This is a genomic window from Streptomyces sp. NPDC001480 (assembly GCF_042894725.1).
Classification (GTDB): domain Bacteria; phylum Actinomycetota; class Actinomycetes; order Streptomycetales; family Streptomycetaceae; genus Streptomyces.
Genome location: NZ_JBIAVX010000001.1, coordinates 496,179 through 511,513, shown reverse-complemented (window position 1 = coordinate 511,513; position 15,335 = coordinate 496,179). Strand labels below are relative to the sequence as shown.

The window sequence follows — 15,335 nt, the reverse complement described above, 5'->3', positions numbered from 1 at the left end:
CATGATGTGTCTGAAATCCGGCGCTGAGGTGACCTGACCGGCCGGGCGCCGCGGACAACGCCGCCACCCGGCTTTCGCCGCGGCGTCCGGCCTCACCAGAGAATCGACAAATGTCCTACTACGCGGATTTCTCGCTTTACGACTACGACTACCACGAAGAGCCGGAGGGTCTCACGGTCGGCTGGCTCGAGGATGGCTACGACTACGCCATCGACGAGGTCTCCGAGGAAGATCTCGCCAACATCATCGATCTCGGTTCCCTGCGGCAGCACGGGAGCAGGGGCTGGCACTCGTGCACCCTCTGCCCGGAGTACACCGAGCACACGGCGACCTCCGCACGGGAGGGTTTCACCTACCGGCTCGGCCATGCCGAGATCAGGGCCGTCTCGGACGATGGAGTGCTCTACGTCGCCCCAAACCTGATCATCCACTACATCGTCGACCACCTCTACAGGCCGCCCGCCGAGTTCATCCACGCCGTCCGGTCCGAAGTCCGAAGGCGATGGCCCGACGGGAAATGACCCGTCAGAAAGCTCGGGAATTCCGTGTCCCACCCCACCGAACGGGATACGGCTGGGCCGAACCCGCGTGGAGCAACTACTGAGTACTGAGGTGACCTGACCCGCCGGGCGCCGCGGTCAACGCCGCCACGCGGCTTTCGCCGCGGCGCCCGGCCCCGCCTCGTACACCGGAACGTCGGCCTGCTGGCAGCGACCAGACAGGGCGCCGACGGCGGTCTGCCGACCGATACCGTCGGCTACGGCTGCAACCTCCAGGGCGGTCTGGTCGGCGTGGGATCACCCGGCCGGCCGTACGTCGCCACGGTCAACTGCAGCCCGAAGTCCGAAGGCGCTGGCCTGACGCGAAATGACCCTTCGGAGAGGCATGGGACACCACTGTTGGAGCCAACATAGGGATCTGCCACTGGGGCGCATGCCGACGACCTGGAGTTGGGAATGGCTGAGTACGAGGAACTGTCCGTCTACAGTGACGGCTACTCCCCGTTTGAAATGCTCAATATCGGGTGGCTCGGAACCGCCTGCGGGGTGACGTCAGACGGTACTCGCATATCTGGCCGACTGTGCGATCGGTTGGCGGAGGAAGCGCGAAAGCCGCGAAGTCTGACTTGGGACGCATGGCTGCGAGTTCTGTGATGACGAGGACGGGCGTGGCGGAAACGGGGAAGTCCACCTGTACTCTGCCGAGGACTCTGCAGTGTTTTCCGCCCCTCTGCTCATCCTTCACTATGTGAAGCGCCACGGATATACGCCACCCTCGGATTTCCAGAAAGCTTTGGTGCCCGTGGACGAGCCTTTGGACTGGGATTCCCGGGCCGAAACCCTGGCTTCCATACTCGCGGATCCCGCAGGTTATGCGGGCTGGCGAATCAACGCTCTTTACGAGCTACCTAGATGGCGCAACGACGAACGATCCTACAGGGCGGTCGTCGACTCGGTGAAGGACGAAGAAATTCAGGAAACAGCGGAATACGAGCTCGGTGTTTCCCTGTCTCGGTTCTGGGTTGCGGCCGGAGGTGTTGACGAGGTGGTCTATTCTCACCTGTCTCCAGCGACTCGACACGTTGTTGGCGAGAAACTCTTCCGGTGCAGCGAAAGGCTGATGGATGAGGGAGATTTTTCGGTGATCCGCTGTCCACCTGCGGGTACGACCGGCATCAGCTGAGCTGAAGGCCATCAAGTCTGCTGCGACGGGTCGCCTCCCGTCGCAGCCGCCCCGTGCGTTGCCCATCGCCCCCAGAGAGGCCCGGAATTCCATGGCTCGCCCTTACGGTGAACATCACAGTGAGGCGCTCGGCGCCCAACTGCACCTACCGCTGTCCGAACGGATCTGCCCGATCTGCAACTACATGGCCATGCGCGTCTACCACCACACGAAGTACGGCCGGACCGAACCCGCGTGGATCAACTACCTGTGGTGTGGCAACTGCCGTGCCTACTCGTCGTCCTTCACGGGCGCCGGCCGCAAGATGGTCGAGAGCGACCCACTTTTTGAGCAATACGGCGACCGGATCAAGGAAGTCTTCCGCGATCACGAGCGCCTGCTCAAGATCCTCGACGGCCACTGGAAGGCGGGGCAACTCCCACAGGTGATCTCCCGCCGGCAACGCGGACGCTGACGGCTTCCTATCGTCCAATTCTCGCCGGGGTTGACGGCCCGCCCGTGACACCTGGTGACGTTGTTCCGGATAACGCGCCTGGCCCCACCCAAGAATCGACACATGACCTACTACGCGGATTTCTCACTCTACGACTACGACTTCCACGCAAAGCCCGAGGGTCTCACCATCGGCTGGCTGGAGGGTGGCCACGACTACGCCATCTACGAGGTCTCAGAGGAAGATCTCGCGAACATCATCGATCTCGGTTCGCTGCGGCAGCACGCGAGCAGGGGCTAGCATTCGTGCACCCTCTGCCCGGAGTACACCGAGCACACGGCGACCTCCGCACGGGCGGGCTTCGCGTACCGGCTCGGCCATGCCGAGATCCGGGTCGTTTCGGACGACGGGGTGCTCTCCGTCGCCCCGAACCTGATCATCCACTACATCGTCGACCGCCTCTACGGATCGCCCGCCGAGTTCATCGACGCCGTCCGGTCCGAGGTCCGAAGGCGTTGGACCCGCGGACAGTGACCCTTCAACACGAGGGCTGCCACTGGCCGCATGCCGAAGACCTGGAGTGGAGTGACGGCGACTCCCCGTTTGAAGTGCGACTACAACGGGGGCTGAGCTGATGACTGGCCGAGCCGCGTGGCTGGCACTGCTGCCCGTCATGACCGGTAGCCGGCAGGGGTGACCGGCCTGCCCGCGTTGCGGTTGCTGATCTGCATGCTCGCTACATCGTGATCGTGAGACCTGTGTGGGGTACTTGCTGATCTCGTGCGGCGTCTGTCTGCACCGTATTTCGGTCTCCCGGGTCCGGACACATGATGGAGCCGAAGCTCGCTGGTCCGGTGATGCAGACGCTCTTGAGGGCGTACCCGATTTCGTGCGTTGCGAGTGAGCCTGCGTTTGCCGGTTTGTCCCACGGCACGACCTGCCTGACTGCGCTCAGCGCGTGGTCGTCGATGCCCCAGTTGTTCCGAACTGAGTGATCCGGAATTGACGAGACGCGGAACATGGGCACCGTGGCCGAGGGCATCGCCGTCGTAGGGGTGCCAGGTGGAGAAGTCGCGGCCCCCGACCCTTCGCAGCCGACGAAGCCCGCCTGATGACGCGTCACGAAAGTCAGCAATCAGTCAGTGTGAGTCCTGAAACACCTGGCGACAGCTGACCACCCATGCGAAACGTTGTAGCCTCCGAACATCGCCCTTGACCTGCAGAAAGCAGGCAGGGAGCAGACAAACCGGGAGTTTCCCATGCTTCGCACCATGTTCAAGTCCAAGATCCACCGCGCCACCGTCACCCAGGCCGACCTGCACTACGTGGGATCGGTGACCATCGACGCCGACCTGCTCGACGCCGCCGACCTGCTGCCCGGCGAGCTCGTGCACATCGTCGACATCACCAATGGCGCGCGCCTGGAGACGTACGTCATCGAGGGGGAGCGCGGGTCGGGGGTGATCGGGATCAACGGGGCCGCCGCGCATCTCGTGCACCCCGGGGATCTGGTGATCATCATCAGTTACGCTCAGGTGACCGACGCCGAGGCGCGGGCGCTGGAGCCGCGGGTCGTGCACGTCGACCGCGACAACCGGATCCTGGCCCTGGGCGCGGACCCGTCCGAGCCGGTGCCGGGCTCGGACCAGCAGCGCAGCCCGCAGGCCGTACAGGCCTGACCTACGCCACCAGGAGCGTGCCCATGAGCGACATCGATATCCGCGACGACCGGGCGGCGGGGCGCCTCGAGGCGGTGGCCGGCGGGGAAGTCGTCGGGCATGTCGAGTACTTCGTTCTCGACAGCCCCGCGCGGGCGCTGGTGCCCGTGCACACGATCGTGGAACCGGCCCACGAGGGGAAGGGCATCGCCGGCTCCCTCGCCCGCGAGCTCTACACCATCGCCGAGCGCGAGGGCGTCCCGGTGGCGCCGCTGTGCCCGTATGTCGTCAAGTGGGCGGAGCGGCACCCGGACGTCGCCCCGGCATCCGACCCGGAACTGCTGCGCGCCGCGAAGGCGTGGCTGGTGGCGCACCCGGGCCGGTTCTGAGGCTCGTCCCGTCCTGCGCGGCGCCCACCCGGCCGCTCCGCCATACCCCCGGCGGGTGAGTGGCGGAGCGGCCGTCGGGTACGTGGGGGAGTAGTCCAGAGCCCACGTCGAGTGACTGGCCGGAGGACACCATGACGAACCCGTACCCCGACCCGGTCCGGCCCGGACCGACGCCGGGCCCGGACCCGCAGCACCCCGAACCGCCGCCGAACCCGGTCCCGCCCCCCGAGCCGTCCCCCGCCCCGGCACCGCCCCCGGTCCCGGGGCCGAACCCGGTTCCGCAGCCGCCGCCCGAGCCGGGCGGCCCGCCGGAGCCCTCGCCGTCCCCGGTCCCGCCCGGCCCCGAGCCGGTTCCGGACCCCGAGCCGGGACCACCGCTGAGCTGAGCCCGTCAAGAGGAGCGAACACGCCGGTGGGCGGCCACCCGGGCCGCCCACCGCTGCGTACGTCCTCCTGCCGGGAGGCCTACGCGGAGACCTCCGACCGGTCCCCGCCCCACAGCGTGTGGAAGGAGCCGTCCCGGTCGACCCGCCGGTAGGTGTGCGCACCGAAGAAGTCCCGCTGGCCCTGGGTGAGCGCGGCGGGCAGACGCTCGGCGCGCAGGGCGTCGTAGTAGGCGAGGGCGGCGGCGAAGCCGGGGGTGGCCACACCCTGCCGGGTCGCGGCGACGATCACCTCGCGCCAGTCGTCCTGGGCGTCCGCGATCTCCTGCGCGAAGGTCTCGTCCGACAGCAGGCTCGGCAGGTCGGGCCGGGCGTCGTACGCGGCGCGGATGCGGTCCAGGAAGGCCGCGCGGATGATGCAGCCGCCGCGCCAGATCGCGGAGACGGCGCCGAGGTCGATGTCCCAGTCGTACTCCGCGCGCGCCGCGTCGATCTCGTGGAAGCCCTGGGTGTACGACACGATCTTCGAGGCGTACAGCGCCTGCTCCACCCGGTCCGCGAAGGCCCCGGCCTCCGCCTCGCTCAGCGCGGCCGGCTTCGGCCCGGCCAGGCCCCGCGAGGCCTCCCGCAGTGCCGCGTGGCCGGAGAGGGAACGGGCGAAGACCGCCTCGGCGATACCGGAGACCGGGACGCCGAGGTCCAGCGCGATCTGGACCGTCCAGCGGCCGGTGCCCTTCTGCTCGGCCTGGTCGACCACCACGTCCACGAACGGCTTGCCGGTGGCCTCGTCCACGTGGGACAGCACCTCGGCCGTGATCTCGATCAGGTAGGAGTCCAGCCGGCCCTGGTTCCAGGTCCGGAAGATGTCCGCGATCTGCGCGGGGGAGTACCCGGCGACGTCGCGCAGCAGCTGGTACGCCTCGCCGATCAGCTGCATGTCGGCGTACTCGATGCCGTTGTGCACCATCTTCACGAAGTGACCGGCGCCGTCCGGGCCGACGTGCGTGACGCAGGGCGCGCCGTCCGCGGCCTTCGCCGAGATCTTCTCCAGCATCGGGCCGAGCGAGTCGTACGACTCCTTCGGGCCGCCCGGCATGATGCTCGGCCCGTGCAGTGCGCCCTCCTCGCCGCCGGAGACGCCCATGCCGACGAAGTGGATGCCCTGCTCACGCAGCGCCGCCTCCCGGCGGCGGGTGTCCGCGAAGTGCGCGTTGCCACCGTCGATGATCATGTCACCGGGCTCCAGGAGCGGGGCGAACTCCTCGATCACCGCGTCCGTCGGACCACCGGCCTTGACCATGATGACCAGCCGGCGCGGCCGCTCCAGTGCCGCCACGAACTCCTTGGCGGTCTCGGCCGCGATGAAGTCGCCCTCGTCCCCGAACTCCTCGACCAGGGCGTGCGTGCGCGACGCCGTCCGGTTGTGCAGCGCGACCGTGTAGCCGTTGCGCGCGAAGTTCCGGGCCAGGTTGCGGCCCATCACCGCGAGTCCCGTGACGCCGATCTGGGCTGAAGTGCTCATACCGCATGCTCCCTAACTACTTCGTGAGTACGGCCCTGCCAGTATTGCCGCAGTGGTGCCCTCAGCCCATCCTGACGTGCCGCTACGGCGGGCGCACATCCGACCCGCCAGGCTTGATTACGCACGGAAGGCGCCCCTTGCCTCACCGCGCGTCCGGTCCGTCCGGAAGCGGTCCGGACGAGGCCCCGGCAAGAAGGGCCGATTCCCGGCCACTTGGGCGCCGCAGGCGGCCGATTGCCGTCTTGTCATGGCCTGTTCGCAGCGCTTACTTTTGCCGCTCCTGACGCATGGCTAGGGGGCTTGAGACATGGCCGTACGCGGCCGGCACCGCCGGTATCAGCCGAACAGGATCAACCGCGCCTCGCTCACCGTCACCGCCGGCGGCGCGGGCCTCGCCATCCCCCTCGTCGCCGCCGGCAGCGCCGACGCGGCCGACGCGGCCACCTGGAACAAGGTCGCCGCGTGCGAGTCCAGCGGCAACTGGAGCATCAACACGGGCAACGGCTACTACGGCGGGCTCCAGTTCACCCAGTCCACCTGGGAGGCCTACGGAGGCACCGCGTACGCGGCCCGCGCCGACCTCGCCACCCGGGACCAGCAGATAGCCGTCGCCGAGAAGGTCCTCGACGGACAGGGACCCGGCGCCTGGCCGGTGTGCTCGGTACACGCCGGCCTCACCCGGGGCGGCGGCACACCCGGCGTCCACCCGGACGGGGCCGCGACCCGCCCGGCGAAGACCGCGCACGGCTCGCACAGCTCGCACAGCTCAGTGAAGGACGTTCAGCCGCAGACCACACCGCAGTCCCGGGCCGGCAAGGCCGAGATGTACACGGTGGTGCACGGCGACACGCTCTCCGGGATCGCCACCGACAAGCACGTGCAGGGCGGCTGGCAGCGGCTGTACGCCGGCAACCGCACGACCATCGGATCCGATCCCGACCTGATCATCCCCGGGCAGCGGCTGAGCCTGCGCGCCCAGGCGTCCCCGGCCGCCGACACCCGCACCCCGGCGAAGTCCGCGAAGAAGAAGGAGCCTTCGCAGAAGAAGGCGTCCACGCACCACAGCCACGCCACGCACCACACCCACGCCACGTCCACGAGCGGCCATTCGCTCGTCGCCCCCGTCGACGCCGCCATGGGCACGCCCTACCACGCCGCCGGTTCGCACTGGTCGAAGGGCTACCACACCGGCGTCGACTTCCTCGTACCCACCGGCACCTCCGTCAAGGCGGTCGCGGCCGGCCATGTGGTCGCCGCGGGCTGGGGCGGCTCGTACGGCTACCAGGTCGTGATCCGGCACTCCGACGGCCGCTACTCCCAGTACGGCCATCTGTCGGCCATCTCCGTGAAGGCCGGGCAGTCAGTGGGCGAGGGCCAGCGCATCGGCCGCTCGGGGGCCACCGGAAACGTCACGGGCCCGCATCTGCACTTCGAGGTGCGGACGGGGCCCGGTTTCGGTACGGACGTCGACCCGGTCGCCTATCTCCGGGCCGGCGGCGTCAGGATCTGACCCGCGCGCGGCGCCGTTCGAGCACCGGCAGCGGGACGTACAGGCCCGCGTAAGGGGCCGGGATCAGGAGCGCGACGTCGTCGTCGACCAGGCTCTCGACGTCGTCCGGGACGGTGTCCGGGACGACGGCGTCCGCCAGTACGGCCTCGACGGCGTCGACCTGGGCCGCTTCGCCCAGGGGCTCCGAGGTGCGCTGCTGGGGAAACGCCGGGACGCCCTCCCCGAGGCCGCCGAGCGGTGACACCGGCCCGGCGGCCCTGCCGACCGCGGACTCCGGCACGAGCCCGGCCTCTTCCGGCAGCAGCTCGGCTTCCGGCACAAGTCCGGCCTTCGGCAGCAGCTCCGCCTCCGGCACGAGCCCGGCCACCGGCGACAGTTCCGGCCCGGCCACGGCCACGGCCGCCGTCTCCTCGGCGTGGGCGTGCGGAGCGTGCTCCAGCCGTTCCGTCGTCAGCAGGATCAGGCCACCGGCGGCCACCACCCCGCAGCTCAGGGCGAGAGTCGTGCCCGTGGCGCCGTACCGGAAGGTCTCGCCGAACATCGTGATGCCGACCGCGGCGGCCAGCACCGGGTTGACCACCGTGAGCGTGGCGAGCGGCGCCGTGAGCCCGCCGCCGCGGTAGGCGGCCTGCGACAGCAGCACGCCCGCCACGGCGAAGACGCCGATCATCCCCAGGGAGGGCAGGTCCGCCGCCGAGACCCCGTCGGTCCAGTCGACCGCGACGGTCTTGGTGAACACCGACGACATGCCGAAGGCTATGCCGGAGCCGGTGGCGAGCAGCACGCTGCGCACCGCCGGGTGCCGGTGCGCGGCGCGGCCGGCGATCATCAGCGCGACGACCGCCCCGCCGGTGACCACCGCGACGCCGACCCGCTGGGCCGCGTCCAGCGCGTGACCGTCGGAGGTGCCGACGAGGGAGAGCAGGCCGGCCAGGCCGACGGTGGCCATGACGGCACCGCGCCAGGCGGTCGCCCCTGCCCCGCGGCCGACGAACAGGGCGGCCATGGGCAGCGCGAAGACGATGGTCAGCGCGCCCAGCGGCTGCACCAGGCTGAGCGGACCGTAGGCCAGCGCCACGACGTGCAGCACTCCGCCGAGGCCGTTCAGCGCGAGCGCCGCCCACCAACTGGCGCGGCGCAGCGGCGCGTACTGCCCGTCGGGAGAGGACAGCGCCACCTGCTCCTGCACGATCGCCCCGCCCGCGTACGCGACGGCGGAGACGAACGACAGCAGCACGGACAACGCGAGGGCGCTCATCAGCGGCTCCTCTGCGTGTGGCGGGGGCCCGGGGCCCGGCGCGGCGAACGGTCGGCTTCCATGAAGAACACTCTGCCCGCTCGGGTTGTTCCCGTCGTCGTCCCTGAGCAGGCAATGGGTCCTACTGCCGATGGAGTACGCGTGGCGTCCGATCCTCCCCAGGGTGGGCGACGCAGGGCGGAGACCGCCTCGACCGGGGCCGTGCCGACCCTGGTACTACTCTCCTCCGTGGACCTCGACCCCCAACTCGCCGCGCTCCGCCCGCTAGGCGGCTTCTTCGTCCTGCGCACGACCGCGGGCGCCGGCGCGGCCCCGCCCACCGCGCTGCCGACGCTCGCGCAGACCTATGCGGGCACGGCATCCCACCTGCGGCCAAGTGCCCTGACCGCGCGGGTCGAGACCGTCGCCGGCCGGCTGCGCACCCCCGAGCCGCGGGTCGCCGCGTCGATCGCCCACCAGGGACTCGCGGCCCGTCTGTGGTCGGCGGCCCTCGGCTGTGCCGCCCTGTACGGCCGCCTCCCCGACCTGGACCCGGCGCTGCTGCTCTGGGACTTCGCCGCGACCGCCCCCGACGACCTGTGGCTCACCGAGGTGCGCCCGCTGCCGTCGGACCCGTACCCGCCGGCCCCGTACCCGACGGACGCCGACGCGCTCGCGGACGCCGTACTGCGCGGCCACCTCGGGCCCCTAGGGGACGCCCTAGGGGCCCGCTACGGGGTCGCGAGGGGGCTGCTGTGGGGCAACGCGGGCTCCGCGCTGGCCGGCGCGGCCCGCCAACTGGAGCGGTGGGCGCGGACGAACGGCCGTACGGACATGGCAGACCGGACCCGTACGCTCACCACGGCCCTCTTCACCCACCCCTTGCTGAGCACCACCGGCACCCGCACCGGAACCGCCTTCCGGCGCCGCAGCTGCTGCCTGTACTACCGGGTGCCGGGCGGCGGTGTCTGCGGTGACTGTTGCTTCCCACGACCGCCGCGCCCTTCCCCACGGGCCGCATCTGGGTGACCATGGAGGTCCGGCCGTGTGAGACCAGGGAGTTGCCGGTGCGAGTGGGACTGCTGACCCGGGAGTACCCCCCGGACGTGTACGGCGGTGCGGGAGTCCACGTCGAGTTCCTCGCCCGGGAGTTGCGGCCCCTGGTCGACCTCGAGGTGCACTGCTGGGGCGAGGGCCGCGGGGTCGGCGTCGTCCGCCACCGGCCGTGGTCCGTGCTGGACGGCGCCAACGACGCGCTGCGCACCTTCTCGGTGGACCTGGCCATGGCCGGCGCCCTGGAGGGCCGCGAGCTCGTCCACTCCCACACCTGGTACGCGGGCCTCGCGGGCCATGTCGCCAAGCTCCTGTACGGCGTCCCGCACGTGGTCACCGCCCACTCGCTGGAGCCGCTGCGCCCCTGGAAGGCCGAGCAACTCGGCGGCGGATACGCCCTGTCCGGATGGGCGGAGCGCACCGCGGTCGAGGCCGCCGACGCGGTGATCGCGGTGTCGGGCGCCATGCGCGAGGACATCCTCGGCTGCTACCCGGCGCTGGACCCGGCGCGCGTGCACGTCGTGCACAACGGCATCGACACCACCCTGTACCAGCCGGACCACGGCACCGACGTGCTGCGCCGCCTCGGCCTCGACCCCGACCGGCCCTACGTGCTGTTCGTCGGCCGCATCACCCGCCAGAAGGGCGTGCCCCATCTGCTGCGCGCGGTCCGCGACATCGACCCCGCGGCGCAGGTCGTGCTGTGCGCGGGCGCGCCCGACACCCCGGAGATCGACCGGGAGTTCCGCGACCTGTTCCAGGAGCTCAGCCGCGTCCGCCCGGGCGTGCACTGGATCCCGCAGATGCTGCCGCGCGCGGAGGTGATCCAACTCCTCACGCACGCCGCCGTGTTCGTCTGCCCGTCGGTGTACGAACCGCTCGGCATCGTCAACCTGGAGGCGATGGCGTGCGGTACGCCGGTCGTGGCCTCCCGGGTCGGCGGCATCCCCGAGGTGGTGGAGGAGGGTGTGACCGGTCTCCTCGTGGAAGCCGACGACGACTTCGAGACGGGCCTCGCCCGCGCGCTGGACACCGTGCTCGGCGATCCGGCGGCGGCCGGGCGGATGGGCGAGGCCGGCCGGGAGCGCGCGGTGGGCGAGTTCGGCTGGGACGCGGTGGCCCGGCGTACGGTCCGGTTGTACGAGGAGATCCTCAAGCAGGCTTAGTCCCCGGGGACCGGGGGCAGGCATGGTGTCAACCACGGTGAGGGGAGCGGCCATGCGTCGTGGCGGACCTTCGGTGCTCGGAATCGTACTGGCGGGCGGGGAGGGCAAACGCCTGATGCCGCTGACCGCCGACCGGGCCAAACCAGCGGTCACCTTCGGCGGTACCTACCGCCTCGTCGACTTCGTGCTGTCCAATCTCGTCAACGCCGACATCATGCGCATCTGTGTGCTGACCCAGTACAAGTCGCACTCGCTGGACCGGCACATCACCACCACCTGGCGGATGTCCAGCCTTCTCGGCAACTACGTCACGCCGGTCCCGGCCCAGCAGCGGCTCGGCCCGCGCTGGTACCTGGGCAGCGCGGACGCCATCCTCCAGTCGCTGAACCTGGTGTACGACGACGGGCCCGAGTACGTCGCGGTGTTCGGCGCCGACCACGTGTACCGGATGGACCCCCGGCAGATGCTCCGGCAGCACATCGAGGGCGGCGCGGGCGTGACGGTGGCCGGGATCCGCGTGCCCCGCTCGGAATCCTCCTCCTTCGGGGTGATCACCCCGGCCTCCGACGGGCAGACCGTGGAGCGGTTCCTGGAGAAGCCCGCCGATCCGCCGGGCCTCGCGGACGACCCGGAGTGCGTCTTCGCCTCGATGGGCAACTACATCTTCACCACCAAGGCCCTGATCGAGGCCCTCCACCGGGACGCGGAGGACGACGGCTCGGTGCACGACATGGGCGGCTCGATCCTGCCCCAGCTCACCGCCCGCGGCGAGGCGCAGCTGTACGACTTCAGCGCCAACCACGTCCCCGGCGAGACCATCCGTGACCAGGGCTACTGGCGGGACGTCGGCACCCTCGACGCCTACTACGACGCCCACATGGACCTGATCGCCGAGCGCCCCGCCTTCAACCTCTACAACCGCCAGTGGCCGATCTACACCCACTCCGGCCAGCTCTCGCCCGCCCGCTTCAACGCCGGCGGCATCGCGAGCGAGTCCATCATCAGCGCGGGCTGTCTGATCCGCGGTCAGGTCACCCGGTCCGTGCTGTCCCCGGGCGTGCGGGTCGACCCGGGCGCGGTCGTCCAGGGCTCCGTGCTGCATGACAACGTCCGCATCGGCCGGGGCGCGGTCGTGCGCGGGGCGGTCCTCGACAAGAACGTCGAGGTGCCGCCCGGCGCGACGATCGGCGTCAACCCGGAGCGGGACGCGGAGCTGTACACGGTGTCCAAGGGCGGGGTGATCGCGCTCGGCAAGGGGCAGCAGGTGTCGTAGGCCCCGCTCAGCCGGTCAGCGGCGGGAAGTGGGTCATGGTCACCTCGCTGGTCCGGCGCAGGTCCTCGGCGAGGCTGAACTGGAGGTACTCGCTGCCCGGCTCGGTGTGCACGGGTACGTGCCCCGGCGGGGCGTAGAAGGCCTCCCCGCCGCGGTACACCTCGTCGTGGTCCGGGTAGCGGAACGTGAGCTCGCCCCTGAAGACGTACCCCCAGTGCGGGCACTGGCAGCGGTGCTCGGGCAGTCCCTGGAGCAGCGGGGTGTGGTCGACGTCCTCGCGGAACGTCAGGAAGTCCACCGTGTAGGGCTCGAGGTCCTCGGAGTGGTCGACCACCGGGCCGTAGTCGCCGCCCTGCGTGGCCGTGTCCCTGGAAACCTTCGGCATCGTCCTCGCCTTCTTCCCGCTGAGGGTGCCGCTGTGGACGGTCCGTCGTCGGTGCCGTCCTCCCTCCGCCGAGGGGGCTGCCTCCATTGTTGGCGCGCGACGCGTTCCGCGCGATCCGCGCGCCCTCCCCGGCTTCACGGCCTCGGGCCCGCAGGATGCGGACAACGATGTCGAACCTCCCGGAGGTCACATGAGAGGGACCCGGCGCCCGCGGCTGTGCCTGGCCGGGGTGATGATGGCGTCCGCGCTGCTCGCCACCCCCGTCGCACGGGCCGCCGAGCCGCCCGACGGCCACCTCACCGACCTGGTCAACCCCTTCATCGGGACCCAGAACGAGGGCAACACCTTCCCCGGCGCGGCCGTGCCCTTCGGCATGGTGCAGCTCTCGCCCGACACCGGGCACAGCACCGGCTACGACCACTCCCAGGACCACATCCGCGGCTTCTCCCTGGTCCACCTCTCGGGCGTCGGCTGCCGCATCGGCGGCGACCTGCCCGTGCTGCCGACCACCGGCGAGGTCACGGAGACCGACTACGCCCGGTACGCGGCCGGTTTCCGGCACGCGGACGAGACGGCGAGCCCCGGCTACTACCGGGTCGGCCTGGACTCGGGCATCGAGGCCGAGCTCACGGCCACCGAGCGCACCGGCGTGCAGCGCTACACCTTCCCCGCCACCGACCACGCCAACGTGCTGCTGAACGCGGCGCAGGCACTGCACAAACCGGTCGCCAGTTCGGTGGAGATCCTCGACGACCGGACCGTGCGCACCGCGATCACCGGCCACGGCTTCTGCCGGGAGACCGGCCCGTACACCGTGTACACGGTCACGCGTTTCTCCCGGCCCTTCACCGCGTACGGCACCTGGGACGGCACCACGGTCGCCGCGGGCTCCCGGGCCGGGCACGGCGGCGCCTACGTACGCTTCGACACGACCGGGGACCGCACAGTCGAGGCGACCACCGCGCTGTCGTACGTCGACGCGCGCGGCGCCGAGGTCAACCTGCGCGCCGAGGGCGGACGCCCCTTCGACGCCGTCCGCGAGCGGGCCCGGCAGGCCTGGGAGCGCCGGCTCGGCGCCGTCCGGGTCCGGGGCGGTGACGCGACCCTGCGCCGCACCTTCTACTCGTCCCTGTACCGCTCGTTCCTGGCACCGAACACCGGCAGCGACGCCGACGGCCGCTACACCGGCTGGGACCGGCGGATCCACCGGGCCGAGGGCTTCACGTACTACCAGAACTGGTCGCTGTGGGACACCTACCGCACCCAGTGCCAGCTCCTCGCCCTGCTCGCGCCCCGCGAGGCCCGGGACATGGCGATCTCGGTGGTCAGGGTCGACGAGGACGGCGGCTGGCTGCCCAAGTGGGGCTACGGGCCCGTCGAGACGAACATCATGACCGGCGACCCGGTGACCCCGTTCCTGACCACCGCCTACCAGTCGGGCCTGCTCAAGGGGTACGAGGAGCGGGCCTACCGGGCGCTGCGGAAGAACGCCGACGGGGTGCCGCCGGCCGGCTACCCGGGGGTGGGCCGGGAGGCCAACGCGGAGTACCTGGCGAACGGTTTCGCCCCGTACATCAAGGACCGACCGCGCACGAAGCCGGGGGACTCCGACTACCACGAGGGGGCCTCCGTCACCCTGGAGTACGCCCTCTCGGACGCGATGCTCGCGCAGATGGCCCGGAGCCTCGGCCACCACGAGGACGCGGCCCGCTACGCGGCCCGGTCGCGCAGTTACCGCAACGTCTTCGACCCCTCGACCGGCTTCTTCCGGGCGCGCGACGCCTCCGGCGCCTTCACCGGGCCGGCCGACCCGGCCGCCGGCGTGGGCTTCCACGAGGGCACCGCCTGGCAGTACCAGTGGCTGGTGCCGCAGGACATCCCCGGCATGGTCGGCCTGATCGGCGGCGAACGCGCCGCGAACGACCGGCTCGACGCGTTCTTCGCCTACGACCGGCTGCTCGCGGACCCGGCCCGGACCGCGCGCGAGGTGTGGGTGCACGGCGGCGCCTACGACTACTACGGCGCGGACAAGTACAACCCGCAGAACGAGCCCGACCTGATCGCGCCCTACACCTACCTCTCGACCGGCGAGCCGTGGAAGACGACGGACGTGGTGCACGCGGCGCTGACCCTGTTCACGGACAGCCCGACCGGCATGACCGGCAACGACGACCTGGGCACGATGTCCGCCTGGCACGTGCTGTCGTCGATCGGGATCTTCCCGGTGCAGCCCGGCTACGGCACCTGGGGACTGTCCACACCCGTGTTCGACCGGGTCGACCTCACCCTGGACCGCCGCTACTGGCCCAGGGGCGCCCTCACGGTCACCGCGCCGGGCACCTCGGCGAGCGAACGCTACGTCCAGGCCGTGCGCGCGAACGCGAGGGCCCATGACCGGACCTACCTGACGATGCGTGAGCTGCGGTCCCTGCGCTCCCTTGCGTTCACGGTCGGCCCGCGCCCGTCGGAGTGGGGTACGTCACCCCAGGCGGCGCCTCCGGTGCTGAAGTGACCTCAGGCGTCCCGTGTGTCCCGCCGGTTTCACCGGGGGCGGGACTTAATCTGCTGTTAACTGAGCGTAGCCTGACCGTACTTGACCGTAATCGCCTGGCGGGGATTGACTTCAGACTCACCGCCCACCCC

The 15,335-nt window shown here is 70.7% G+C and carries 16 protein-coding genes; 13 read left to right on the top strand and 3 right to left on the bottom strand.

The genetic code is table 11. The annotated features are described in order from the left end of the window. The first annotated feature begins 110 nt into the window (after positions 1 to 110). From ACFY01_RS02415 to ACFY01_RS02380, 8 genes are all read left to right on the top strand, one after another. On the top strand, positions 111 to 521 hold the full coding sequence (locus ACFY01_RS02415) for a hypothetical protein (protein ID WP_390733749.1): 411 nt from the start codon (positions 111 to 113) through the stop codon (positions 519 to 521). Positions 522 to 1,248: 727 nt separating this feature from the next. Then, on the top strand, positions 1,249 to 1,683 hold the full coding sequence (locus tag ACFY01_RS02410; protein ID WP_390733748.1) for a hypothetical protein: 435 nt from the start codon (positions 1,249 to 1,251) through the stop codon (positions 1,681 to 1,683). A gap of 91 nt (positions 1,684 to 1,774) precedes the next feature. Next, positions 1,775 to 2,137 (top strand): hypothetical protein, encoded by a 363-nt coding sequence (locus ACFY01_RS02405; RefSeq protein ID WP_390733747.1) that lies wholly within the window; start codon positions 1,775 to 1,777, stop codon positions 2,135 to 2,137. A 102-nt stretch (positions 2,138 to 2,239) separates the two neighbouring features. Next, entirely contained in the window at positions 2,240 to 2,416 is a 177-nt protein-coding gene (locus tag ACFY01_RS02400; RefSeq protein WP_390733746.1) for a hypothetical protein, read from the top strand. Positions 2,417 to 2,527: 111 nt separating this feature from the next. Next, entirely contained in the window at positions 2,528 to 2,650 is a 123-nt protein-coding gene (locus ACFY01_RS02395) for a hypothetical protein (protein ID WP_390733745.1), read from the top strand. A gap of 725 nt (positions 2,651 to 3,375) precedes the next feature. Beyond that, on the top strand, positions 3,376 to 3,795 hold the full coding sequence (panD, locus tag ACFY01_RS02390) for an aspartate 1-decarboxylase (protein ID WP_390733744.1): 420 nt from the start codon (positions 3,376 to 3,378) through the stop codon (positions 3,793 to 3,795). A 23-nt stretch (positions 3,796 to 3,818) separates the two neighbouring features. Next, complete coding sequence (locus ACFY01_RS02385; protein WP_390733743.1) at positions 3,819 to 4,163, top strand: GNAT family N-acetyltransferase; 345 nt, start codon at positions 3,819 to 3,821, stop codon at positions 4,161 to 4,163. Between the two features lie 131 nt (positions 4,164 to 4,294). After that, positions 4,295 to 4,549, top strand: coding sequence for a hypothetical protein (locus ACFY01_RS02380; RefSeq protein ID WP_390733742.1), 255 nt, complete (start codon positions 4,295 to 4,297; stop codon positions 4,547 to 4,549). Positions 4,550 to 4,628: 79 nt separating this feature from the next. On the opposite strand, the gene gndA is transcribed toward ACFY01_RS02380, so the two are convergent. Further along, positions 4,629 to 6,068, bottom strand: a complete 1,440-nt coding sequence (gene gndA / locus ACFY01_RS02375; RefSeq protein WP_390733741.1) for an NADP-dependent phosphogluconate dehydrogenase — start codon at positions 6,066 to 6,068, stop codon at positions 4,629 to 4,631. A gap of 307 nt (positions 6,069 to 6,375) precedes the next feature. On the opposite strand from gndA, the gene ACFY01_RS02370 reads away from it, so the two are divergent. Next, a complete protein-coding gene (locus tag ACFY01_RS02370) occupies positions 6,376 to 7,578 on the top strand; it encodes a transglycosylase family protein (protein ID WP_390733740.1) in 1,203 nt (400 codons plus the stop codon). On the opposite strand, the gene ACFY01_RS02365 is transcribed toward ACFY01_RS02370, so the two are convergent. Beyond that, positions 7,568 to 8,836, bottom strand: a complete 1,269-nt coding sequence (locus ACFY01_RS02365; RefSeq protein WP_390733739.1) for a DMT family transporter — start codon at positions 8,834 to 8,836, stop codon at positions 7,568 to 7,570. The two genes, ACFY01_RS02370 and ACFY01_RS02365, sit on opposite strands and share 11 nt — an antisense overlap. A gap of 228 nt (positions 8,837 to 9,064) precedes the next feature. Between ACFY01_RS02365 and ACFY01_RS02360 the strand changes: the two genes are divergently transcribed. Genes ACFY01_RS02360 through glgC form a run of 3 tightly spaced genes read left to right on the top strand, consistent with a single transcriptional unit; the run spans position 9,065 to position 12,307 of the window. Beyond that, positions 9,065 to 9,844 (top strand): IucA/IucC family C-terminal-domain containing protein, encoded by a 780-nt coding sequence (locus tag ACFY01_RS02360; RefSeq protein WP_390734026.1) that lies wholly within the window; start codon positions 9,065 to 9,067, stop codon positions 9,842 to 9,844. A 38-nt stretch (positions 9,845 to 9,882) separates the two neighbouring features. Then, positions 9,883 to 11,034, top strand: a complete 1,152-nt coding sequence (glgA, locus tag ACFY01_RS02355; RefSeq protein WP_390733738.1) for a glycogen synthase — start codon at positions 9,883 to 9,885, stop codon at positions 11,032 to 11,034. Between the two features lie 52 nt (positions 11,035 to 11,086). After that, positions 11,087 to 12,307 (top strand): glucose-1-phosphate adenylyltransferase, encoded by a 1,221-nt coding sequence (gene glgC, locus ACFY01_RS02350; protein ID WP_390733737.1) that lies wholly within the window; start codon positions 11,087 to 11,089, stop codon positions 12,305 to 12,307. A gap of 7 nt (positions 12,308 to 12,314) precedes the next feature. Here the strand turns inward: glgC and ACFY01_RS02345 are convergent, their stop codons facing one another. After that, positions 12,315 to 12,692 (bottom strand): hypothetical protein, encoded by a 378-nt coding sequence (locus tag ACFY01_RS02345; RefSeq protein WP_390733736.1) that lies wholly within the window; start codon positions 12,690 to 12,692, stop codon positions 12,315 to 12,317. 190 nt (positions 12,693 to 12,882) lie between these two features. On the opposite strand from ACFY01_RS02345, the gene ACFY01_RS02340 reads away from it, so the two are divergent. Beyond that, entirely contained in the window at positions 12,883 to 15,204 is a 2,322-nt protein-coding gene (locus ACFY01_RS02340; RefSeq protein WP_390733735.1) for a GH92 family glycosyl hydrolase, read from the top strand. Positions 15,205 to 15,335 lie beyond the last annotated feature (131 nt).